The organism is Leifsonia shinshuensis (genome assembly GCF_022606355.1).
GTDB lineage: Bacteria > Actinomycetota > Actinomycetes > Actinomycetales > Microbacteriaceae > Leifsonia > Leifsonia shinshuensis_B.
Map to the genome: position 1 here is coordinate 749,054 of NZ_JAHHZQ010000003.1, position 21,024 is coordinate 770,077.

The 21,024-nt window shown below is 69.9% G+C and carries 21 protein-coding genes and 1 pseudogene; 8 read left to right on the forward strand and 14 right to left on the reverse strand.

What is annotated here, in order from left to right:
• Positions 1 to 53: 53 nt before the first annotated feature.
• A complete protein-coding gene (locus tag KNO15_RS15085) occupies positions 54 to 1,388 on the reverse strand; it encodes an MFS transporter (RefSeq protein WP_241704593.1) in 1,335 nt (444 codons plus the stop codon).
• Between the two features lie 151 nt (positions 1,389 to 1,539).
• Here KNO15_RS15085 and KNO15_RS15090 point away from each other — a divergent pair, with 151 nt between their 5' ends.
• Complete coding sequence (locus tag KNO15_RS15090; RefSeq protein WP_241704594.1) at positions 1,540 to 2,148, forward strand: TetR/AcrR family transcriptional regulator; 609 nt, start codon at positions 1,540 to 1,542, stop codon at positions 2,146 to 2,148.
• 74 nt (positions 2,149 to 2,222) lie between these two features.
• On the opposite strand, the gene KNO15_RS15095 is transcribed toward KNO15_RS15090, so the two are convergent.
• Positions 2,223 to 3,170, reverse strand: coding sequence for a ketopantoate reductase family protein (locus tag KNO15_RS15095; protein WP_241704595.1), 948 nt, complete (start codon positions 3,168 to 3,170; stop codon positions 2,223 to 2,225).
• Positions 3,171 to 3,262: 92 nt separating this feature from the next.
• Here KNO15_RS15095 and KNO15_RS15100 point away from each other — a divergent pair, with 92 nt between their 5' ends.
• Positions 3,263 to 3,823: a TetR/AcrR family transcriptional regulator gene (locus tag KNO15_RS15100; protein ID WP_241704596.1), complete on the forward strand. Its 561-nt coding sequence runs from the start codon at positions 3,263 to 3,265 to the stop codon at positions 3,821 to 3,823.
• Between the two features lie 373 nt (positions 3,824 to 4,196).
• Here KNO15_RS15100 and KNO15_RS15105 read toward each other — a convergent pair whose 3' ends face one another.
• Entirely contained in the window at positions 4,197 to 4,967 is a 771-nt protein-coding gene (locus KNO15_RS15105; RefSeq protein ID WP_241704597.1) for an alpha/beta fold hydrolase, read from the reverse strand.
• A 52-nt stretch (positions 4,968 to 5,019) separates the two neighbouring features.
• Here KNO15_RS15105 and KNO15_RS15110 point away from each other — a divergent pair, with 52 nt between their 5' ends.
• The 3 genes and pseudogenes from KNO15_RS15110 to KNO15_RS23515 all read left to right on the forward strand — a co-directional run.
• Complete coding sequence (locus KNO15_RS15110; protein ID WP_241704598.1) at positions 5,020 to 5,442, forward strand: MarR family winged helix-turn-helix transcriptional regulator; 423 nt, start codon at positions 5,020 to 5,022, stop codon at positions 5,440 to 5,442.
• 40 nt (positions 5,443 to 5,482) lie between these two features.
• Entirely contained in the window at positions 5,483 to 6,073 is a 591-nt protein-coding gene (locus tag KNO15_RS15115) for an NADPH-dependent FMN reductase (protein WP_241704599.1), read from the forward strand.
• A pseudogene (locus KNO15_RS23515) lies at positions 6,070 to 6,207 on the forward strand (TetR family transcriptional regulator); the annotation flags it as partial. The gene KNO15_RS15115 and the pseudogene KNO15_RS23515, both read left to right, overlap by 4 nt.
• On the opposite strand, the gene KNO15_RS15120 reads toward KNO15_RS23515, so the two are convergent.
• Both KNO15_RS15120 and KNO15_RS15125 read right to left on the reverse strand, forming a co-directional pair.
• The gene (locus KNO15_RS15120) at positions 6,145 to 6,402 is read right to left on the reverse strand and encodes a hypothetical protein (RefSeq protein WP_241704600.1); all 258 of its coding nucleotides are present in this window, start codon (positions 6,400 to 6,402) and stop codon (positions 6,145 to 6,147) included. The pseudogene KNO15_RS23515 and the gene KNO15_RS15120 overlap by 63 nt on opposite strands.
• Before the next feature lie 11 nt (positions 6,403 to 6,413).
• Positions 6,414 to 7,505, reverse strand: a complete 1,092-nt coding sequence (locus tag KNO15_RS15125; RefSeq protein ID WP_241704601.1) for an endo alpha-1,4 polygalactosaminidase — start codon at positions 7,503 to 7,505, stop codon at positions 6,414 to 6,416.
• A gap of 136 nt (positions 7,506 to 7,641) precedes the next feature.
• Here KNO15_RS15125 and KNO15_RS15130 point away from each other — a divergent pair, with 136 nt between their 5' ends.
• The 3 genes from KNO15_RS15130 to KNO15_RS15140 all read left to right on the forward strand — a co-directional run bounded on the left by KNO15_RS15130 (position 7,642) and on the right by KNO15_RS15140 (position 10,672).
• Positions 7,642 to 8,244: an RNA polymerase sigma factor gene (locus tag KNO15_RS15130; RefSeq protein ID WP_241704602.1), complete on the forward strand. Its 603-nt coding sequence runs from the start codon at positions 7,642 to 7,644 to the stop codon at positions 8,242 to 8,244.
• A gap of 85 nt (positions 8,245 to 8,329) precedes the next feature.
• Positions 8,330 to 9,682: a hypothetical protein gene (locus KNO15_RS15135; RefSeq protein ID WP_241704603.1), complete on the forward strand. Its 1,353-nt coding sequence runs from the start codon at positions 8,330 to 8,332 to the stop codon at positions 9,680 to 9,682.
• A 195-nt stretch (positions 9,683 to 9,877) separates the two neighbouring features.
• Positions 9,878 to 10,672, forward strand: a complete 795-nt coding sequence (locus KNO15_RS15140) for an IclR family transcriptional regulator (RefSeq protein WP_241704604.1) — start codon at positions 9,878 to 9,880, stop codon at positions 10,670 to 10,672.
• A 52-nt stretch (positions 10,673 to 10,724) separates the two neighbouring features.
• Here KNO15_RS15140 and KNO15_RS15145 read toward each other — a convergent pair whose 3' ends face one another.
• From KNO15_RS15145 to KNO15_RS15185, 9 genes are all read right to left on the reverse strand, one after another.
• Positions 10,725 to 11,642 (reverse strand): dihydrodipicolinate synthase family protein, encoded by a 918-nt coding sequence (locus KNO15_RS15145; protein WP_241704605.1) that lies wholly within the window; start codon positions 11,640 to 11,642, stop codon positions 10,725 to 10,727.
• A 26-nt stretch (positions 11,643 to 11,668) separates the two neighbouring features.
• Positions 11,669 to 13,381: a dihydroxy-acid dehydratase gene (locus KNO15_RS15150; protein ID WP_241704606.1), complete on the reverse strand. Its 1,713-nt coding sequence runs from the start codon at positions 13,379 to 13,381 to the stop codon at positions 11,669 to 11,671.
• Positions 13,378 to 14,265 carry an SDR family NAD(P)-dependent oxidoreductase gene (locus KNO15_RS15155; RefSeq protein WP_241704607.1) on the reverse strand — a complete coding sequence of 296 codons (888 nt, stop codon included), beginning with the start codon at positions 14,263 to 14,265 and terminating at the stop codon, positions 13,378 to 13,380. The genes KNO15_RS15150 and KNO15_RS15155 overlap by 4 nt, the downstream gene beginning before the upstream one ends.
• Positions 14,262 to 15,692 (reverse strand): neutral/alkaline non-lysosomal ceramidase N-terminal domain-containing protein, encoded by a 1,431-nt coding sequence (locus tag KNO15_RS15160; protein WP_241704608.1) that lies wholly within the window; start codon positions 15,690 to 15,692, stop codon positions 14,262 to 14,264. Before KNO15_RS15160 ends, KNO15_RS15155 begins: the two co-directional genes overlap by 4 nt.
• Positions 15,685 to 16,494: an ATP-binding cassette domain-containing protein gene (locus KNO15_RS15165; protein ID WP_241704609.1), complete on the reverse strand. Its 810-nt coding sequence runs from the start codon at positions 16,492 to 16,494 to the stop codon at positions 15,685 to 15,687. The genes KNO15_RS15160 and KNO15_RS15165 overlap by 8 nt, the downstream gene beginning before the upstream one ends.
• On the reverse strand, positions 16,491 to 17,384 hold the full coding sequence (locus KNO15_RS15170; protein ID WP_241704610.1) for an ABC transporter ATP-binding protein: 894 nt from the start codon (positions 17,382 to 17,384) through the stop codon (positions 16,491 to 16,493). Before KNO15_RS15170 ends, KNO15_RS15165 begins: the two co-directional genes overlap by 4 nt.
• Positions 17,381 to 18,241, reverse strand: coding sequence for an ABC transporter permease (locus tag KNO15_RS22915; RefSeq protein ID WP_241704611.1), 861 nt, complete (start codon positions 18,239 to 18,241; stop codon positions 17,381 to 17,383). Before KNO15_RS22915 ends, KNO15_RS15170 begins: the two co-directional genes overlap by 4 nt.
• Positions 18,234 to 19,196: an ABC transporter permease gene (locus KNO15_RS15180; RefSeq protein WP_241704612.1), complete on the reverse strand. Its 963-nt coding sequence runs from the start codon at positions 19,194 to 19,196 to the stop codon at positions 18,234 to 18,236. Before KNO15_RS15180 ends, KNO15_RS22915 begins: the two co-directional genes overlap by 8 nt.
• Before the next feature lie 186 nt (positions 19,197 to 19,382).
• The gene (locus tag KNO15_RS15185) at positions 19,383 to 20,927 is read right to left on the reverse strand and encodes an ABC transporter substrate-binding protein (protein WP_241704613.1); all 1,545 of its coding nucleotides are present in this window, start codon (positions 20,925 to 20,927) and stop codon (positions 19,383 to 19,385) included.
• Between the last annotated feature and the right edge of the window lie 97 nt (positions 20,928 to 21,024).

Genomic DNA, 21,024 nt, shown 5'->3' on the forward strand with positions numbered 1-21,024 from the left:
GGATGGACGGGGTCGGTGGATGGACGGGGTCGGTAAATGGTCTGGCCGGCCGGTCAGACGGCGGTGGGTTCCACGGCGGCCGGTGCGCGCACCTTGCCGCGCGTGATGACGGCCCAGCGCGGGTCCCCCTCGCGGCCGAGCTCCGGCAGGCGCAGGACGAACGCGGCGCCGACGACGCCCAGCACGGCGAGCACGAGATAGAGCGCGGTGTAGCCGCCCAGGCCGAGCAGGAAGGGCGCGATGAACGGCACGAACGACTGCGGCAGCGTGTTGGCCATGTTGATGATCGCGAAGTCCTTGCCCGCGTTCTCGCTGCTCGGCAGCACGCGGACGCACATCGCGCTGTCGATCGAGAAGAAGAGTCCGGTGCCGACGCCGATCGCGGCCGTGGCGAGGAAGACGAAACCGATGCTCGGCGCGAACGCCATGCCCGCCAGCCCGGCCGCCGCGAGCAGTCCGGCGGCGACCACGAACGGCTTCTGGCGGCGCAGCCGGTCTGAGACCAGGCCGGCGATCACGCTCGTGACCGCGAGGAGCGCGACCGAGAGCAGCGACAGCCCGAGCACGATGCCGGCGACATCGGCCTCCGCGACCCCGAAGCGCTGGATGAGGAAGAACGCGTTGTAGGTGCCGCTCGCGTAGGCGCAGGTGATGAGGAAGCGGACGGCCCACGCCCAGCCGAACGCCGGGTGCCGCCAGGGGTTCAGCCAGAACGACTTCGCCAGCTCGGCGACGTTGAGCCCGGACTGTCCCGGCTCCCGCGTGTGCTGCGGATCGCGCAGCAGCAGCACCGCGACGATCGCGAGGACGAGCGAGATCACCGCGACCGCGGCCCACTGCGCCACCGGCGCCGCGATGGCACTGACGGCCGTGAGCCCGATCAGGGGGCCGGCCGCCGCGGCGAAGCCGACGAAACCGGAGACGGTCCCTCGGCGTAGCGGCGGCACCTGGTCGGCGAGGAGCGCGCTGGTGGCGGCCTGCTGGAAGTTGAACAGCGTCTGCGTCAGGCACCAGACGAGGGCGACCTGCCACACCTCCGTCGTGAACGCGAGCGCGAAGACGGCGAGGGAGCCGGACACGCCGCCGGTGAGGATCCACGTGCGCCGTCGGCCGAATCGGGCGGCGGTGCGGTCGCTGATGCGGCCGGCGAGCGGGTTGGCGACGAGGGCGAACAATGCGCCGAATCCCGTGACGATGCCGAACGCGGCGGCGGCGCCCGGCCCGGCGATCCTCGTCAGGTGCAGTGTGAGCAGCAGCTGCAGGGGCGTGAGCAGGGCGATGAGAGCGCCCATGTTCGAGGTGAGGATCACCCCGACGAGGCGCGGCAGCGGCGTTGCCGCGGGGCCGGGGGTTTCGAAGGCGACGTCGATGTCGTCCGATCGGGACATTCCACACTCCTCTGTGTGTTCGGGCTCCGGGGTCTTCGGGTTCCGGGGTTCGGATTCCGATGTGATCGTGACTCCAAAATCGGAGTGGCTCTCATTCTGTAGTCGCACTCGATTCGTGTCAACTACGAAATCGGGGGGTATCCTGTCTCGTATGGGATTGAGGGAGACCAAGGCAGCCCGGACCCGGGATCAGATCCTCGACGTCGCCGCCGAGCTCTTCCTCGCCCAGGGCTACGACGAGACGACGATGGAGCAGATCGCCGAGCGCGCCGAGATCGCGCCGTCGACGCTCTACCGCTACTTCCCCAGCAAAGACCTGCTCATCCTGGGCCGGCTCACGGAGTCCCTGCAGCTCGGCACCGTGCTGCGCGCCCGCCCGGACGACGAGCCCATCCCGCAGGTGCTCGCGGCGACGCTCCAGGGCGCCCTGGACTCCTTCCACGACGAGCCGCGCTTCTCGGACCTCCGCCACATCATCGACATCTCCCCCGTGCCCCGGGCACGGCTCTGGGACGTCTTCATGCAGTCGCGGGCCGAACTGGAGGCCGAGCTCGGCCGCCGGATGGGCCTGCCTGCGGACGACCTGCACGTGCAGCTGACGGCGCGTACCACCATCACGATCTTCGAGATCGTCGCGGAACGCTGGTGGGCCGGCGACCACTCGACGCCGCGGGCCGCCGTGCTGGACGAGGTGCTCACCGCCGTCGACGCGGCAGGGATCGTGCTTCCCGCTGCGGAACGGCGACTGGCGCGGGCGTAGCGGCGCGACCCGCTACTCGGCGCCGCGATACCGGACGAGGTGGTCGCTGTACCCGCCGCCCTCCACGTCGACCATCAGCGTCTCAGCCCCGCCGCCGCCCGTTCGAGTCGCGGCGTCGGGACGCCCCGGCGCCGCGCCTCCGCCAGCATGTCCTCCACGACGCGGCGCGGCTCCTCGGCTCGCGGGTCGGTGTGGGCCGCCAGGCTCACGTTGGCGAGCGGAACCCGCGCGGTCACCAGCGACAGCACCTGCGCGGTGAGCCCGGCCGGCGCGCGGAACAGGGCCGTGCTGCCCCGGTGGCGCCGGAGGTCCACGCCGCGCGCCTCCAGCACGGGCAGCAGCTCCCGGCTCGTCAGCATGGCCTCGCGGAAGCTCGCGGGGCGCCCGAGCAGGTCGGAGAGCGAGCCGAGCTGAACGCCCTGGGAGTGCACGCCCGCGTCAGCGACGAAGTGGATCAGCAGCCACCCCCGCAGGTCGGGCTGCTCGGAGACCGTCAGCCCGGCATCGGAGAACAACTGCCGAACGAGCCTCTCCCGGCTCGTCGGCTCGCCGCCGAGCGTGCCGAACAGCACCCTGCGCATCAGCGCCACGTGCAGGATCCCGTCGCCGTCGAAGCCGCCGCCGGCCTGCGGGAACCCCCACGCGAGCCGCTCCAGCGGCAGCGGCGCGACGGCGTCGGCCGGTTCGTCCCACACGTTGCCGAAGACCAGCACCGTCGCCGCACCGAGGCGCGGCGCGAGGAACTCCGCCGCCGCGGTCAGCCGGTGATGGCCGACGCTGACCACGATCACGTCGAAGTCGTGATCCGCGTCGAGGTGCTCGATGAGACCCGTCGACCACGTCTGCCTGAGCCGCCGGCCCCACGGGCGCCGGCGCGCGTCGAGGAGATCGAGCTCCACCCGGTCGCCGTACTCGGCCGCCCTGCCGGGTCGCACCAGGAACCGCACCTCGTGGCCTGCCTGCTCGAGCGCCCAGCCGTAGACCGTGGCGATGACGCCGCGACCGAACATCAAGACCCGCACGCCGCACCTCACGTCGCCTATACTCCGAAATGGAGATCATCTCCACCTAGACCATATGGAGATCATCTCCGTTTGTCAACGAAGGGATCGCTGTGACCGCCTCCCGGCCGATTCGCGCCGACGCCGCCCGCAACCGCGACGCGATCATCGCCGCCGCACGCGCCGCCTTCGACCGCGGCGAGTTCGACCGCCGCTTCGACGACTTCGCTCCCCTCGCGGGGGTGGGGACCGGGACGCTGTACCGGCACTTCCCCACCCGCGAGGCCCTCGCTGAGGCGGTCTACCGGGGGGAGGTCGCCGCCCTGCGCGACCGCGCGCGGGACGCGCTCGACACCGAGCCCGCCGCCCGGGCCCTGGCGACCTTCCTGACCGGCTACGTCCACCTCCTGACGACGGAGGCCGGACTCGCCGCCACACTCGCCGCTCTCCTGAGGCACCGGCCGGACGTCCAGGCCGAAGGCGCTCTCGCCCTCGAGGAAGCCGTGGCCGAGCTGGTCGCGGCGGCGGTGGCCGACGGAGGCGTCGCCTCCGAGCTGACGGCCGGCGCCGTCCTGATGGCGCTGCACGGGATCAGCGCATCGGTCGGTCGACCCGGGTGGGAGGCCGACGCCGAGGCACTGGTCGCCGTGCTCGGCCGGTCGTCCGGTCAGTGACCGCTCACGCGTGGCCCAGCGGTCGGTCGCGCACGAGCAGGGACGCAGCTCGGAGTGAGACCCCCTCACGATCGAGGCGAGACCAACACGGACGGCGCCTCCCGCCCCCGCAGGCCGCAGGCCGCAGCGGATCCCGATCGACCGGCCCGACAGCTGGGAGGGCCGCGCGCTCGTTCCCCCCGGTCGGCGCGCGGCCCTCCACGACGTCGCGGCCGAATGAAGCTCCCCCCGTGTGCGACGCCGACGCGACCATGAACATTCAGGTGCGTTCATCAAGGAGATGTCCGAAGTGGCGAAAAGGTTCCATTTCGGTCGCACGACCGCCCCAACGATCGATCCGGAGGCCGCGGAATCGATCCCTCCGGCCAACCGCTCACCCCCGCGCCAGGAACGGGTCGATCGCCGCCCAGGTCGCGTCCGGCGCCTCCTGGTGCGGAAGGTGCCCGGCCTCGGGGATCTCCACGAACCGCGCGCCCGGCACCGCCCGGGCGACGGCCCGCCCGTAGTCCGGTGTGACGATCCGGTCGCTCGCGCCCCACACCATCAGGGTGGGGACCCGAACGGCGCCGAGCCGCTCGAGCAGGCCGGGGTCGCCCATCCCGTCACCGGTGATGGCGGCCATCGTGCGACCGTTCGACTGCTGGATCGCGCGCTCCGCGTCGGTCAGCGAAGCCGGGTCCCGGTAGCCGCGGTCGGGGTCGTGCCAGGCGGCCTCGGCGAGACCGCGGGCGTCGAGGGCGAAGAAGTCGGCGACCGGCTCGCCCTCGATGACCGCTCCGACGCCGTCGATGTCGACCACGGCGCCGATCACGCCGGCGTAGCGCTCGTCCGCGGCGGCCTGCACCGCCATCTCGAGTGCGATCCATCCGCCGATCGAGGAACCGATCAGCACGACGTCACGCTCTCCACCGTCGACCAAGCGGTCGAGGTAGCCGGCTGCGAGGTCTGCGACCGAGGCGATCGAGGCGGGGAGCGGTGTGCCGTCCCATCCGGGGTGCGTCGGCGCCACGGCGTGCAGGGTCGCGCCGAGGTGTCCCACGATGGGGGCGACCGTCTGCGGCCCGCCACCGCCGTGAAGGACGAGCGCCGTTCGCGACGCGGGGTCGCCGGCCTGGAGGACGGGGACGCCTTCGAGAAGAGTCATGATCACACTCCAAATCAACATGTTTATTTAATGATGTTGATACAGTAGCACCGTGACCACGAACCTGGAAGTGCTCGGCCTGATGATCAAACGCGCGCAGTACCGGAACCACCGCACGATGGACGCCGCGCTGCAGGACATCGGCATCAGCCTCGTGCAGTGGGATGCGCTGCGCGCCATCGAGCGGATGCCCCACGCGTCCGGACACGACCTCGCCGTCGCGACCTTCCAGAGCGACCAGTCGTTCGGCACCCTGGCGAACCGGCTCCTCGCCCGCAGCCTCATCACCCGATCGGCCGGTCGGGGCCGCCGCCTCGAGCACGCGCTGACCGAAGCGGGACGCGCCGCCCTCGAAGAGGGCCACGAGGTGGCGTCCGGGGTGCTGGACGAGCTCTTCGCGCCACTCGACGAGGGCCGGCGCGCGGTACTGCTGGAGGCGCTCCGGATTCTGACGGCGGATGCCCAGCCGTCATGAGCCGTACTGACCAGTGGTCAGTCAGTGGTACGATCGCTCCATGACGTCCACGAACTCCCACCCGCTCGCACTCGGCGTGATCGTCGGCAGCCTGCGCGCCGATTCCGTGACGCGCCGGCTGGCGAACGAACTCGTCGCCCTCGCGCCCGCGGATTTCCACCCGCGCTTCATCGAGATCGGTGATCTTCCGCTCTACAACGAGGACCTGGACATCGAAGTGGCCGCCGAACCGCCGGCCGAGTGGGCCCGGTTCCGCAGCGAAGTCCGCGACTCGGACGCGATTCTGTTCGTCACGCCCGAGTACAACCGCTCCGTGCCGGCCCCACTCAAGAACGCGATCGACGTCGGCTCCGCGCCGCACGACCAGAACGCCTTCGACGGACTGCCGGCAGCGATCGTCTCCGCGTCACCCGGCCGGATGGGCGCGTTCGGAGCCAACCACCACCTTCGGCAGTCGCTGGTGTTCCTGGACATGCCGACGATGCAGCAGCCCGAGCTGTACCTCGGCGGCAGCTCCGGCCTCTTCGATGGAGAGGGAGCGCTTGCCGACCCGGCCGTGACCGAACTGCTGACCCGCTACATGGAACGCTTCGCGAGCTGGGCCTCCCGCCACAGGAGGATCGCAGCATGACGGAGGACTCACCGGCCCTCGGGCGGCGCGCACCGCAGCAACGGCAGGCGGCGGTTCTGGACGCCGCCCGGTCACTGTTCGTCGACTCGGGTGTCGCGCGCACGAGCATCGAGGCGATCGCGAAACGCGCCGGCGTGGCCAAAGGCACGGTCTTCCTCTACTTCCCCACGAAAGAGCACATCGTCCAGGCCATCGAGTCGGAGTTCAACGCGCGAATCGTCGAGCGGACGCGCGCCGCGGCCACGAGCGCCGCGCGTCACGGCACGGCCGCCGTCGAATCGTGGTGCATCGAGCTCGTGCGCGCCTACCTCGACGAGCTCGACGTCCACGACATGCTCTTCTACAGCGGGGCCGCCGCCACTCGCGAAAGCGTCGCAGACAACGCCCTCATCGATGATCTCGAAGCGCTTCTCCGCACACTCGACGTCGATGAGCCCGCGGTGACCGCCGCCTTCCTCGTCGGCGGCATCACCCTGCTCACCGACCGCGCAGTCCTGGGCGAGCGCGCACCGGACGCGGACGAGCTGGCGCGCGCGGCGGGACGCCTCGCGGTCTCCGTGGTGTGCGAACGCACGGCGGATGCGGCGGCGTCGCAGGCTCGATAGACGTAGCCCGGAGTCGACGGCGTCATCAGATCGTGGTCGCGCAGGACGACCGTCACGCGTTCACTGGTCCGACGGCAGGCGGCGTCGAATCCGGAAACGTCGATCTCATCGGAGTACTCCACGTCGAGGACCACCGGGTAGGTCCTGGCGTACTCCTCGCACTCGTCGTAGGCGACGCACGATTCCGCGACGGCGAAGTCGTAGCCTGCGGCGGCGAGCCTCTGCGACTGCTCGGCCGTGTTCTTCTGCGCGATGGCCAGGCCGAGTCGATGCGCGATCCGCACGTACACGGATGCCAGCGCGACATTGTCGTCGAGCGTCATCGCCCCGTGCGACCGCGTGAACGAGTCCAGGTTGTCGATTTCGACGGCGGCGTAGCCGCGCGCGCTGCACTCCCGGATCGTCGGCTCGATGAGGCGGGCGATCTTCGCCCGCTTGGCCTCCGTGGACGAGTCGAGCAGATATTCGTCCGGCCAGTTCGGGTCGGCGATGAACTCCCCTCGGATCCGCAGCAGCAGATCGGGATGATCCCGGACGAACTCCTGAGACTCACTCGGCTGGGTCTGAAACCCGTTGACGTAGCAGATGTCGTAGCCGAGGCGGGCCGGTCGATCCGACGAGTCGCGTTCGACGACCGAGACGCGGGCCGGCGGATCGTACGCACCACCGAGTTGGTAGTCGAAGCCCGCACCGACCGGCGGCAATCGGATTCCGGCCGCCGGAGACCGCGTACCAGGGGCACCGTCGTGTGCGCTGCAGCCGCTGATCGCGACGAGGACGGCGAGAGCGACGCACAGTCCGCGGCGCCCGCCGGCGCTGACCCCCATCGGCTCTCCCTCCCTCCTGGAGGCTATCCGAAGCGTACGCCTCCTGACGTTCCCGACCCCGTCGCGCGGCGGCACGCAGGGCCGCTGGATCCGATGCCGCGTGCAAGATCCCCGCCATACTCGACACAACCAGGACGTGAGGATCGCCAGAACCGACGCCGACGCCGAGATGACCCAGGGGGTGGCCGTGCCCGACGACGACGTCCGCGCCGACGTGGACTCCGACGCGGGCATCGCGGACCTCCCCGCCCACGACGCCGACTGGTTCACCGCGGTCGTCCGCGAGCACGCGACCGCCCTCGTGCGGTACTTCGCCCGCCGCGGACCACGGCAGGACGCCGACGATCTCGCGGCCGAGGTCTTCGCGACCGCGTGGCGACGGCGTGCGGACGTGCCCGATGAAGCAGTGCTGCCCTGGTTGTACCGGACGGCCGGCTTCACGCTCGCCAACCACCGCCGCAAGCCGGTCGACCTGCCGGTGGACGAGGTTCCGGAGACCGGCACCAACCGGGTGGGCGACGACCCCGAGCTGAGCGCCCTGTTCGACGCCGAACTGCGCGGGGCGCTCGCCAGCGTCGGCGAGCGCGACAGGCGGATCCTCCTGCTGCACGCGTGGGAGGGTCTCGACGGCGAAGAGCTCGCCGCCGTGCTCGGCGTCTCTCGGTCGGGCGCGGACAGCGCCCTCTCGCGTGCGCGGAAGCGCCTGCGCGACGCGTGGGGCGACCGGCACACATTCTGACCGCGGGCGGATCGGCAGCCGGTGCAAGGTCCACGGCCGGTCGCACATAGACCGTGAAGAGGCGTTCCCACGGAGGGTGATCGACATGAACGAAGACAACGAGCTCGACCCGGTGGCGCGGCTGCGCGCCGCCGATCCTGCGGCCGGGGTGGAGCCCCGCGCCGGGTTCGTCGACGCAGTCGTCGCACGGGCGACCGAGCCGGAAGCAGCGAGGGCGACGGAGCCCCCGGTCGCCGACCTCACCGCCGCGCGGGCCCGCCGCGGCCGCATCTGGCGCCCTCTGGTCGCGGTCGCCGCCACTGTCGCGATCTTCGGCGGCGCCGGCATCGCGATCGGCCTGAACTCCGGCGGCTCCGTCATCGCCGGGGCGGCCCCGATCTCCCTGCGCGGTGGCACGTCCTCCGGTGGCACGTCCTCCGGTGGCGCCGTCACCGCACCGGGAATCGAGTCCCCTGGCGGAAAAGTCGCGGCGGGCTCGAGCGCGGCCGACCGAGCGTTCGGGTACGGTTTCGGCCGCAACAGCTTCACCGCTTCCGGTCTCTCGACCAGCACCGGGACCGCCGCGTCGTACGCCTTCGACCCGCGCTCCGCCTCCGACGTCCGGACGGTCGCCGCCCTCGCCGCCGCCCTCGGCCTCCGGCAGACGCCCACCCTGAAGGACGGTGCCTGGAGCGTCGGCCCGCAGGACGGCACCGCGCCGTCCCTCACGGTCGGCCTCGACGGGACGCTGAGCTTCTCGTTCTACGACCCGGGGTTCATGGCCTCGTGCTCGAAGACCGACGGCGGCGCCACCCCCGAGCCCTGCACGCCGAGTCGCCCCCTCCCCTCGACCGACGCGGCCATCGCCGCCCTCCGCGCCCTCATCGCGAACGCCGGCCGTGACGCCGACACGTTCCAGTACGAGGCGAACCCGCAGGACGGCGCCCTCACCCGGCAGGCCCAGGCCTGGCCCGTCGTCGACGGGCAGCGCGTCGACCAGCCCTGGTCGATCGAGCTGACCGCGGACGGGATCGTCAGCGCCTCCGGTTTCCTCGCTCCGATCGTCTCGGTCGGCGACTACCCCGTCGTCAGCGCTCAGCAGGCCTTCGAGCGCCTGTCCGATCCGCGCTTCGGCGCGCAGCAGTCCGGAATCCCGATCGCACTCCGCGCACAGGGAGGCGCCGCGGGCTCCGTCGCGGGCTCGGGGGCGGCGATCGACACCGCGCCCTTCAGCACCGCTCCGCCCACCGACCCGCCGGCGACCCCGACCACCGGCGCACCGCTCTCCTGGCCGGTCAACCGCGTCCACATCGTGAGCGCCCGGCTGGGGCTCGCCAGCCAGTGGCAGCCCGACGGCGGCGTCCTCATCGTCCCTGCCTACGAGTTCACCGACTCCGACGGCAACACCTGGTCGGTCATCGCGGTGGCGGACTCCAAACTGGACTTCTCCGTGAAGTAGGGGTGTGCTTAGTGGATGCGGTGGGGCGCCGTTCGTTCGGCAGCCCGGCGAACCGACTGGTGCCCGGGCCTCACGACGGCTCCTGCCGAGGCTGACCCCGCGCTCACATCCGAGACCGCGACTCAGGGACGCGTCCGCACGCTAAGTTGAGGTGAAGAACTGTTCTGAGTCACCGAACGATGATCTGGAGAATTCGTGGCTGAGCCCGATCCGAAGTACGTGGTCAAGAGTGTCGCCAAGGCGATGACCCTGCTGCAGGTGCTCGAGAAGCAGGCCGGAACCAGCGGGATGAGCCTCACCGACCTCGCCCAGCGGATGAAGATGTCGAAGAGCAGCACCTTCGCCCTGTTGCAGACGCTGGTGTCATTCGGTGTCGTGACCACGGACACCGCGGGCACGCAGAACCGCAACTACCGGCTCGGCCTCTCGCTCGTTCGCCTCGGCCAGCACGCCGCCGCCCAGACCTCGGTCGCCGACGTCTGCCTGCCCGAGCTGCGGCTGCTGTCGCACGACACCCGTCTCACCGCTCGGGTCGCCGTGCTCGATCACGGCTGGGCCGTCCCGGTGGCGCGGGTCGACGCACCGGACTCCGTCCGTCTCGACCTTCGACTCGGTGAGAAGGAGTGGCCGCACCGCTCCGGCCTCGGCAAAGCGCTCATGTCGGTTCTGACCGACGAGGAGGTGCGGCGCTACCTGGAGGAGATCGGCATGCCGGCCAACACGGCGAAGACGCTCACGACGGTCGACGCCTATCTCGCCGATCTGTCGGTCGCCCGGGAACGCGGGTACGCGACCGACGACGAAGAGGACGCCGACGGCATCATCTGCATCGCGGCTCCGATTCGCGATGCCGACGGCCGCCCCTTCGCCGCGATCAGCGTCACGGGGATGAAGATCGGGGTGCTGCAGGAGGACCCGGCCAGTGTCGCTGCGCTCGTGCGCGAGCACGCGTCACGCGTCGAGCAGCGACTTCAGCCCGTCTCGTTCTGAACTCCGGCGACGCACGACCGGCGGCGTCGCCGCGATGCGCGAGCGGACGGTGTCACGCAAGCTCCAGCGCGACGAGCTTCAGCTGGTCGAACAGCCGATCGACCTCGGCGCGCGTCTCGTCATCGATCATGAAGCTGAGCGGCCGCCGCGCCGCTCCCGAGGTGATGACCCCCTGACGCACCAGCAGGTGCTTCTCGATTGCGACGTAGGTGTCGATGCTCGTCTGCAGGCTGACCATGGCGTTCAGCGGCCCGCTGATCGCATAGGCCACGGACCAATCGCCCTCCGTCACCGCCCTCCACATGCGCTGGATTCCCCAGCACACTTCGGCGCCGGGCATGGTGCCGACGATTCCGCGCCGGTAGCTGTCGATCAAGGCCGCGCCACCCGAACCCTCGAAAGCGCGAGCTTCGCCTCCGGTGGCATCGCGCAGCTCCGACAGCCGGGGTCCGATCGGCGCGGCCTCCGGCTTGAAGTAGATGCGATCGCGGTAGCGCTCGAAGAGCTCGACCTGCACGTCGATGCTCAGCGGCCGGCCGACGTATCCGCTGGCGTCCTGAACGACCAATCCGATGGAGGTCGCGTCGGCGATCGCCGCGAAGTACTCGAACGTCTCTGTGTCGTCGAGAGCCACGGAGATCGGCGGAATCGCCATGATCGCGTCGGCGCCGATCGACTCGGCGTGCCGTGCGTGCGCGACCGCTGTCCGTGTGCTCTCGGCTCCCGCGCTCACGACGCTCATGGCTCCGCGATCGCGGGCGACCCCGACGACGACTTCGCTGAGTTCGCGCCGCTCCCCCTCCGTCAGGCGGAGGATCTCGCTGACCATGCCCGTCGTGAGCCCGGCGACTCCCTGGTCGAGAATCCAGTTGAGCTCGCCGACCATGGCTGTCGTGTCGATAGCTCCCGTTTCGTCGAACAGTGTTTGCACCACGGGCAGCACTCCCCGAATCGGCGTGGGCTGTGTCATGGTCTTTGCTCCATTCATTGAGGTGTTCACGAGCGGCCGACGACCGGCTCGATGAAGGGTCTGGTCTCGGGCAGCGGCGCCGCCAGGAAGTCGAGATCGCAGCCGTCGGGAGCCTGCAGCACCCGCTCGGCGTAGAGTCTCGGCCAGCCGCGGAGATGCCGGGTCGGTGCCGGTCGCCAGTCGGCGCGGCGGCGGGCGAGTTCGTCCTCCCCGACGAGAAGCGAAAGCCGGCGCGACGGCACATCGAGCTCGATCGGGTCGCCGTCGTGCACCAACGCCAGCGGGCCGCCGACCGCCGACTCCGGCGAGACGTGCAAGACGACGGTGCCGAAGCTGGTCCCGCTCATGCGCCCATCGCTGATGCGCACCATGTCGGTGACGCCCTGCTCGACGAGGCGCCGGGGAATCGGCGCCATTCCCCACTCCGGCATGCCGGGAACGCCGACCGGGCCGCACGTGCGGACCACGATGACGTCCTCTGCGGTGACGACGAGGGATTCATCGTCCAACCGCTCGCGCATGTCGGCGTAGTCGTCGAACACGAGCGCGCGGCCGGTGTGGGTGAGCAGGCCCGGTGAGGCGGCGGCCGTCTTGATGACGGCGCCGGTCGGCGCGAGCGAGCCGAAGACGGCGGCCAGAGTCGGCCCCGTCGCCACCGGGCTCGTGCGCGAGTGGATCACGCCGGTCGGCGCAGGGGCGGACGCCGTGATCTCACTCCAGGCCCGACCGTCGCCCGCCAGGGCCGTCGTATCGAACTGGTCCCCCATCGCCGCGGCGAGCGCCGGAACCCCGCCGTCTCGGCGGAAGTCGTGGATGAGGCCGGCTCCGCTCGGCTCGACGTCGGCCAGGAGATCGATGTCGCGCCAGAGAGCATCCATGCGGGCCAACCCTGCCTCCAGGCCGAGCCGGCCGGCGATCGCCGCCAGATGGATGACCGCATTCGTCGAACCCGCGACGGCGGCCAGGGCGCGGATCGCGTTGTCGAGCGAGACCTGCGTCAGACGCGACGCCGGCCGCTCGTCGGCGAGCACCGCCTCCGTCACCGCCACTCCCGTCCGGTAGGCGGTGACCGTGAGCTCGTCGCCCACGGCGGACAGTCCAGCCGTTCCCGGCAGGCTCATGCCGACCACCTCGGTGAGAATGGCCATCGTCGACGCCGTCCCCATCGTGTTGCACGCTCCGGGACCCGCGCAGGAGAGGGTGCGTTCGAGGGCGCGCCACTGCGCGTCGTCCATCCGCCCGGCTCTGCGCTCGTCGAGCGCCCGCCAGAGATCGGTGCCGGTTCCCAGCGGCTTGCCGTCGAACAGCGGCGCGGCGCGGGCTCCGCCGAGCAGCAGCAGAGAGGGGAGGTTCGTCGTGACGGCCGCCATGATCGACGCGGGCACGCTCTTGTCGCAGTTGGCGAGGTACACGACCCCGTCGAGCGGGTTCGCGCGCACGGTCTCTTCGAGCTCGATCGCCACGAGGTTGCGGTACAGCATCGCGCTCGGCTTCATGAGGTCTTCGCCGAGCGACATCACGGGAAAGCGGGCGGGCACTCCCCCGGCGTCGCGGATCCCGCGCTCGATCTCGGGGATGAGCCGAGCGAATCCGATGTTGCACGGGTTCAGCGCGCTGGCGGTGTCGGCGATGCCCACGACGGGTTTGCCGCGGTCGGCGTCGTCGAGGCGAAGGGCGACGCGGTGCGACATCGCCACTTCGTCGTCGCCGTCGAACCACGCTCTGCTTCTGAACGTCATTCGGAACCTCCCGCGGTGCGCCGTCTGCTCGGGTCGGTCGAGTCTCGACCGAGAATGGATGCCCACCCGCCGTCGATCCGAATCGACTGGCCGGTGACATACGACGCGTCGTCGGAGAGCAGGAACCGTACGACGGACGCGACTTCGCTCGCGTCCGCTATGCGGCCGAGCGCGCTCTTGTCGGCGAGATCGCGCCGGGCGCCTTCGGGGTCGGGTGCCGAAGCGAACGAAGAAGCGAGAGCGGGTGTCATCACCGCGCCCGGAGCCACGGCATTGACGCGGATGCCCTGGGCGCCGTAGGCGACGGCGGCGTTGCGGGTCAACGCCTCGACAGCCGCCTTGGTCATTTCGTACACGCCGAACTCGGCGTACGAACGGGTCGCGTGCACGGACGACATGTTGACGATCGCGCCGCCGGTGCCGTGGCCGCCCGCTGCGTCGGCTGCGTCGGCTGCGTCGGCTCGAGCGTCGAGCATCCGCCCGATCGCCACGCTCGTACCCCACAGGGTGCCGAACTGGTTGACGCCGACCAGCCGTTGAGCGACCTCCGCCGTGACGGCGTGCAAGGGCTCCCGAATGGTGATGCCGGCGCAGTTGACCCAACCGACGAGGACGCCGAGCGTCGCTGCGGCGTCGGCGGCTCGCACGTGGGTCGCGCGCTCGGCGACGTCGCCGGTCACGACTGCGGATCGCGTGAGACGCCCCAGTCGCTCTTCGGCCGCGCGCAGCGCGGCCTCGTCGGTGTCGACCAGCACCAGCGCCCAGCCGTGCGCGGCGAGATCGTCGGCGATCGCACGACCGATGCCGCCCGCGGCGCCGGTGACGACGGCGACCTTCGTGCTGTCGTTCGCGGCCTTCGTCGAGGGCCCGCTCGCGGCCGTCATGCGAGCACCGGGCGCGGGGCGGGCAGCGCCTCGATGAGATCGGAGGCGAAGGCGATCACGCGCTCGAGCCCTCCGCGAGCGAGCAGGGTCTGCCACACCTGGTAGGAGGAGTCGGCGTCGTAGGTCTCGGCGGGGGGAAGGTACATGAATCCTGGTCCGTTCGTGAGGTTGAGCACCATGATCATCCGGTCGGCGAAGCGTTCGCGCAGTTCGAGCTGCAGCTTCGAGAACGCCTCCCCGGGTTGTGCGACGAACACGGCGTCGCCCAGTTGCCACACCCACACCGGGTGCTCTGCGGTCAGTCCGGCGCGATAGCCGTCGGCGAGCCGTTCGGAACGCGCGATCCGCTCCTGGGCCGCGAGCGGGTCGATCCCCGCCCACCGTTCGGCGAGCTCGGCGGCACTGACGACGGGGCGGCATTCCAATTCGACGCTGCCCGAGAGGAAGACCAGGTCGGGGTTGGGCTCCGCGGGTTCGGCGTGCCAGATGCCGAGGGGCGCGCCGGACTCGACGATGCCCGCGAACTCGAGTCGCGTCGACGGAGCCGACATCGTCTCGAGGGTCGAGAGCACGGCGTGGCCCAGCGACCGGCCGTGCCGGTCGGCGAGGTCGGTGCCCGGCGTGTACTGCTCGCGCGGCGAGAGGTCACCGGAGGCGCCCTGGAAGAAGAAGCACGGTGCCCCGGTGACCCGTTCCACGAGCTCGCGCGTCGCGCCGATGAAGTCGGGAGAGAGCAGGGAGTTCTCGTGCGCCAGGGTGGTCGGGTGACAGGCGTAGTTGACCAGCACGCCCGTGACGGCACCCGACGAGTCGGAGATACGGCCGACGGCGACCGTGTCGTCCGCAGCGCGGGAGGGATTGAAGGCGAGCACCTCCCGGTCGCCACAGGGGAAGTCGCGATTCACCGCCAGGTCGCAGTGCCCGTATTCCCACGTGACGACCTGCGGGGCCGCGGTGGCCCGCGCCGTCCGGCATGCCTCGACGATCTGCTCGACGAGGCGTTCGCGGTAGGGCTCCACCAGCTCGCTGCCGGGCAGACCCAGGTCTCCCTCGGCGAGCGAGGGACCGGCATGCGTATGGATGAGATGCAGCAGCAGAGTCTCGTCCGTCGCGCCGAGCGCCGCGACGATCGGGTCGAACACCCCGGCGTACACGCCGATGCTCTGCCACCAGCCCAGGTCGGCTGTCACGATGTACCGCCAGGTGCCGGACGCGGTGTCGCGCAGGGCGAGCGCACTCGCCGTCAGCGGGCGGTGCACTCCCGTGGCGTGACCGATACGTGCGGCACCCCAGTTGTGCGCGCGGATTCCCACCGGGGGCGTGATGTCGACGATCGCGGTGCCCACGACGATCGCGGATTCGCGCGGGGTGAACGAGGTGAAGCTCGGACGGGCGTCCCGAAGCACCGGGGCGGAGGACTCATACATCGGCAGGGCCCTTTCGATCGATGCCCTGAGGGATGGCCGCGAGCAGCGCCCGGGTGTACGGATCGCGCGGACTGGCGAACAGCTGCTCGCGCGGGGCGTACTCGACGATGCGCCCCGCGTTCATGACCGCGATGTTGTGCGACATGTATCGGGCGACGGCCAGGTCGTGAGTGATGAACAGATAGGTGAGCCCGATGTCGCGCTGCAGCCGGCTGAGCAGATTCAGGATCTGAGCGCGCACGGAGACGTCGAGCGCCGATACGGCCTCGTCGAGAACCACCACCTCGGGGTTCACCGCGAGGGCGCGCGCGATCGCGACACGCTGGCACTGACCGCCCGACAACTCCTGCGGCTTGCGGCCGAGCTGCGCGACGGTCAAGCCGACGGCATCGCCCAGCTCAGCCGCTCGCCGCGCGCGACCGGCTGTGTCGAGGTATCCGTGTGCGACCATCGGCCCCTCGATGATGCGCTGCACGGTGTGCCGGCGGTTCAGCTGACCGAACGGGTCTTGCAGTACGACCTGGATGCGGCGCCAAAGCTTTTGCAGTTCGGTCCGCTTCAGCGCGTGAACGTCCTGGCCGCAGACCCGGACCACTCCACTGTCCGGGCGCTGAAGCCCGAGAACGGTGCGGGCCGTCGTCGTCTTGCCGCTGCCCGACTGACCGACGAGGGCGAGGGTGGTCCCGCGCTCGACGGTGAAACTGACATGGTCCATGGCCCGGGTCGTCCGTTTGCCCTGGGTGAAGGTCAACTGCAGGTCGTCGGCGACGATGACCGGTTCGGAGTGGGATGTCGTGGTCATGCGCGGGCTCCCAGAGTGGCGTGGTCGATGGGCGCGACGGTCTCGCTCAGCAGCCTGATGTCGGCCGGCATCGTCGTGATCGGGCGGTCGAGCGGCATGTCGAGCGTGCACAGCGAGCCCACCAAGCCCTGGGTATAGGGGTGCAGCGGGTTCGTGAAGATCTCCTCGGCGGTGCCCCGCTCGACGATTCGGCCGGCGAACATCACCTGGATGTCGTCGCAGAACTCCGAAGCCACAGCCAGGTCGTGGGTGATGAAGACCATGGCCATCTGTCGCTCGCCGACGAGTGAGCGCAGCAGATCGAGCACCGTCGCCTGCGTGGTGACATCGAGGGCGGTGGTCGCCTCATCGGCGATCAACAGCGACGGGCTCCCGCTCATCGCCATCGCGATGACGACGCGCTGCAGCATTCCGCCCGACATCTCGAAGGGATAGAGGTCGTAGCGCTCGGCGGGCCGGTCGATGCCCACCGCGGCGAACAGCTCTTCGACCGCCGTCCGCGCTGCGGCCCTGCCGAGCTTCGAGTGCAGCCGCACCGCCTCGGCGACCTGCGCGCCGACCGTCATGACGGGATTCAGCGACGACATCGGATTCTGGTAGATCATGGCCGCCGACGTGCCGCGATAGCGGTTCAACCTCGCGCGACTCATCGCGAGCACGTCGTCTCCTGCGACGGTGATCGAGCCGGAGCGGATGGCGACGGGCGCGCGGTGCAGGCGCATCAGGCTGAGCGCCGTCAGCGACTTGCCGCTTCCCGACTCACCGACGATCCCGAGTACCCGGCCGGGCAGAACGTCGAACGAGATCCCGTCGACGAGGTCGCGTGCGCCCGTTCTGGTCGGTACCGAGACGACCAGATCGCGAACGGAGACTGCCGGATTCCCGGTCATTCGCCCACCTCCTTCAGATCGAACATCGCGCCGAGCCGCTCACTCAGCAGAGTGAGCGCGACGAGTGTCACGATGATGGCCGCCGCCGGGAACGCCATGAACCAGATCGAGTTGTACATCTTCGCGTAGCCCTGCAGCAGCAGCGTTCCCCAGGAGGCATCCGGCGGTTGGATGCCGAGGCCCACGAAGCTCAACGTCGCCTCGAGCATGATCGCCTCGACCAGGTTGGTCGCCGCCTGCACGAGCACCGGCGGCACGATGTTGGGCAGCACTTCGACCGAGATGATGCGCCCCCGGCCCGCTCCGGTGGCCCGGGCGGCCGTCACGTAGTCGCTGGTGAGCTCGGACACCGCCGTGCTGCGAACGAGCCGGGCCGTCGTCGGCGCGAGCAGCAGCCCGATCACGAGAGTCATCGAGAGGACGCTGGGGTGGAAGGCGGCGACGCAGACCAGCGCGAACAGAATCTGCGGAATCGCCATCACCGCGTCGCCGGTGCGCATGAGCACGGTGTCGACCCAGCCGCCGTATGCTGCAGCGGTCGTCCCCCAGATCAGGCCAACGATGAGGCTGAGCGCGGTTGCGCCGATACCGACCGTCAGCGAGATCTGACCACCGGCCAGCACCCGCACGAGCAGATCGCGACCGAGGTCGTCGGTGCCGAACCAGTGCGCTGCGCTCGGCGCCTCGAAGGGGCCGCCCACCCCGAGGTCGTTCGGCCCGAACGGCATCACGAGCGGCCCGATGAAGCACAGCAGCACGATCGCGATCACCACCCATCCCGAAGCCGGGATGCGGCCGACGAAACGTCGCACGCGCGAGCCTGTCGAGCGCGTCAGAGGTGCAGAGACACTAGCCACGCGCTGCCTCCTTCCGAAGTCGCGGATCGACGAGCCGATGCACGAGGTCGACGACCAGGGTCGTCAGGATGAACAGCACGACGATCACGAGCACGACGCCCTGCAGCACGGCGTAGTCCCTCTTGTTCGCAGAGTCGATCGCCAGCGAACCGAGGCCGGGCAAGCCGAACATGTACTCGACGACCACCACCCCGCCGAGCGTGTATCCGACGATCACGCCGAGCCGGGTGAGGAACGGCACGAGTGCATTCCGCAGGATGTGCCGCACCACGACCACGCGGTTCGGGGCGCCCTTCCCTTCGGCGGTGCGCACGAAGTCCGCCTGCCAGAGGTCGAGCATCGATGCCCGCAGGAATCGGGCGAGCTGAGGCGAGGCGACGAGCGCCAAGGTGAGCGCCGGCAAGAACATCAGGGTCAGGTTCTGCGCCGGGTCGACGCTGAAGGCGACGTAGCCGCGAGCCGGCAGAGCATGCAGCCCGAGCGAGAAGAAGAGGATGAGGACGATACCGATGATGAACACCGGAACCGCCATGCCCACCGACGTGGCGAGGCCGATGATGCGGTTCACCGGCGAGTTCGGTCGCGCCGCCGCCCAGACCGCGAGCGGAATGGAGATGATCAGGGTGAACAGCACGGCGATCGCGGTGACCTCGAGCGTCACGGGCAGCCGCGCGACGATGAGGTCGGTGACGGGCTGCTGGCTGAAGTAGGACGAACCGAGGTTGCCGCCGAGGGCGTGGAACAGCCACGTGAAGTACTGCTGATACAGCGGTCCGGTCAGGCCCGCCTGCTCCCTGAGGTGCTGCAGTGTCGCGTGGTCGACCTGCGTGCTCGCCCCGAGCCGGGCGAGCACAGGGTCGCCGGGAAGGACCCGCAGAATCACGAAGACAAGCACCGTGCTGGCAAGCACGATGACGAGACTCCACCCGATGCGGGAGAGGACTGCTCTGGCCATCTCGTCTCCTCTGGTTGTGTCGGCGCTGCTGTCGGATCGACGCGGCGGTGTCGTGTCGACGCAGCGGTCTCGTGTCGACGATGCCGTGTCGTGCGGACGCTGCGGCGTCGAGGGGGATGGGTGCTCTGCGGGGCGTGTGCCAGGAGGGCACCCGCCCCGCAGAAGCCCGGCCGATGGCCGGTAGAGCTACTTGATGCTCGCGCCTTCGAGGTGCAACTGTCCACCGCCCTCGAGCCAGACGCCGGAGACCTTCGAGGAGGTCGCCGCGACGGGAGCCGAGATGACGGGCGTGATCAGCGGCACGTCCTCGTTCTCGAGCTTCTGCGCAGCATCCCAGTACGACTGCTGTGCCTTGGCGTCCGTCGTCGCGATCGCCGAGGCGAACGCCTTGTCGTACTCCGCACTGTTCCAGTTGCACTCGCAGCGACCCGAGAGCAGGAAGTTCATCGAGAACGCGGGCGAGGCGGGCGTCGACTGGTAGTTCGCGACGATGTAGCCCGGGTAGCTCTTGCCCGCTGGGTAGAACTTGGCGGCCCACGTCGCGGTGTCGTTCGTCTGGATGTCGAGCTTGATGCCGATCTTCGCAAGCGATGCCTGCAGGATCTGCCCGGCCGCGGCCTGCTCGGGGAAGGCGGACGCGCTCCACCAGGTCAACGTCGAACCATCGGTCACGCCGGCCTGAGCGAAGAGCGTCTTCGCCTTGGCGAGGTCGTACGGGTACGTCCGCAAGTCGCTCGAGTGGAAGGGATTGTTGGGCGCGAGCATCGTGTTCGTCTGCGAGACGACACCCTGTCCGTAGTACGCCGTCTTGAGGATCGTCGCGCGGTCGGTCGCGTAGGCGAGCGCCTGCCGTGCGGCGAGCTTGTCGAACGGAGCACTGGTCTGGTCGACCTCCCACGTCACCGCCTGGCTGAGCGTCTCAGGCTTGATGAGCTTCACCGAGCTGTCGGCCGTGAGCGAGGACACGTCGGACAGCGCGAGACCGGCCAGCACGTTGATGTCGCCCGAGCGGATGCTCGTGGTCGCCGACGTGGAATCCGCTGTCTTGACCAGGGTGATCTCCTTCACCTTGGCCGGGCTGCCCCAATAGTCGGGGTTCTTCACCATGGTCACCGTGCTGTCCGGCGTGAAGGCCGACACGGTGTACGGGCCGGAGGTGACGGGCTTGGAGTTGATGTCGGCGAGATCGCTCACCTTGATCAGCCGCACGCCCGTGATCGACTCGGGGAGGAACGCGTTCGGCGCCTTGAGCGTGAACCGCACGGTGGTCGGGTCGACGGCAGCGACCGCGGAGATCGTGGCCAGCTTGTTCGACTCCTGCGTCGCCGTCGACGGGTTCAGGTAGTAGTCGAAGGTGTCCACCACGGCCTGGGCGTCGAGGGCCGAGCCGTCGGAGAACTTCGCGCCGGACTTGAGGGTGAAGGTCCACGAGGTGGCGTCGGTGTCACTTGTCCAGCTCGTGGCCAGGTCGGGCTGGAGCTTGCCGGCCGCGTCCCACTTCGTCAGCCCCGTCCAGAGCAGCGGAAACAGGGTCTCCTCGAATGCGAAGGTTCGGATGGCGGGGTTCAGCTGAGGGATGCCCGACGACGCGCCGACCGTGAGCGTCGTGCTCGCGGCAGAGGAAGTGTCGTTCGCCGAGCCGGTGGTCGAGCATCCGGCCAGCCCGAGAGCAACGACCAGGACCAGGCCGGCTGCTGCTCGCAGCCGATGTTTGTGTACTACGCGCGTCATGGGCTGTCGCCTTTCAGAGAGAGAATTCGGGAGGTAAGTTCGGTATTACAGATCACGATTCTGTTCTACAGATCATTGTGCTCATCAGCCTCCCGGC

Excerpts from the sequence above, each read along its gene's own strand:
- KNO15_RS15085 (WP_241704593.1), bottom strand. The coding sequence starts at position 1,388 with ATGTCCCGATCGGACGACATCGACGTCGCCTTCGAAACCCCCGGCCCC.
- KNO15_RS15090 (WP_241704594.1), top strand. The coding sequence starts at position 1,540 with ATGGGATTGAGGGAGACCAAGGCAGCCCGGACCCGGGATCAGATCCTC.
- KNO15_RS15105 (WP_241704597.1), bottom strand. The coding sequence starts at position 4,967 with ATGACTCTTCTCGAAGGCGTCCCCGTCCTCCAGGCCGGCGACCCCGCG.
- KNO15_RS15115 (WP_241704599.1), top strand. The coding sequence starts at position 5,483 with ATGACGTCCACGAACTCCCACCCGCTCGCACTCGGCGTGATCGTCGGC.
- KNO15_RS15125 (WP_241704601.1), bottom strand. The coding sequence starts at position 7,505 with ATGGGGGTCAGCGCCGGCGGGCGCCGCGGACTGTGCGTCGCTCTCGCC.
- KNO15_RS15135 (WP_241704603.1), top strand. The coding sequence starts at position 8,330 with ATGAACGAAGACAACGAGCTCGACCCGGTGGCGCGGCTGCGCGCCGCC.
- KNO15_RS15145 (WP_241704605.1), bottom strand. The coding sequence starts at position 11,642 with ATGACACAGCCCACGCCGATTCGGGGAGTGCTGCCCGTGGTGCAAACA.
- KNO15_RS15150 (WP_241704606.1), bottom strand. The coding sequence starts at position 13,381 with ATGACGTTCAGAAGCAGAGCGTGGTTCGACGGCGACGACGAAGTGGCG.
- KNO15_RS15155 (WP_241704607.1), bottom strand. The coding sequence starts at position 14,265 with ATGACGGCCGCGAGCGGGCCCTCGACGAAGGCCGCGAACGACAGCACG.
- KNO15_RS15160 (WP_241704608.1), bottom strand. The coding sequence starts at position 15,692 with ATGTATGAGTCCTCCGCCCCGGTGCTTCGGGACGCCCGTCCGAGCTTC.
- KNO15_RS15165 (WP_241704609.1), bottom strand. The coding sequence starts at position 16,494 with ATGACCACGACATCCCACTCCGAACCGGTCATCGTCGCCGACGACCTG.
- KNO15_RS15170 (WP_241704610.1), bottom strand. The coding sequence starts at position 17,384 with ATGACCGGGAATCCGGCAGTCTCCGTTCGCGATCTGGTCGTCTCGGTA.
- KNO15_RS15180 (WP_241704612.1), bottom strand. The coding sequence starts at position 19,196 with ATGGCCAGAGCAGTCCTCTCCCGCATCGGGTGGAGTCTCGTCATCGTG.
- KNO15_RS15185 (WP_241704613.1), bottom strand. The coding sequence starts at position 20,927 with ATGACGCGCGTAGTACACAAACATCGGCTGCGAGCAGCAGCCGGCCTG.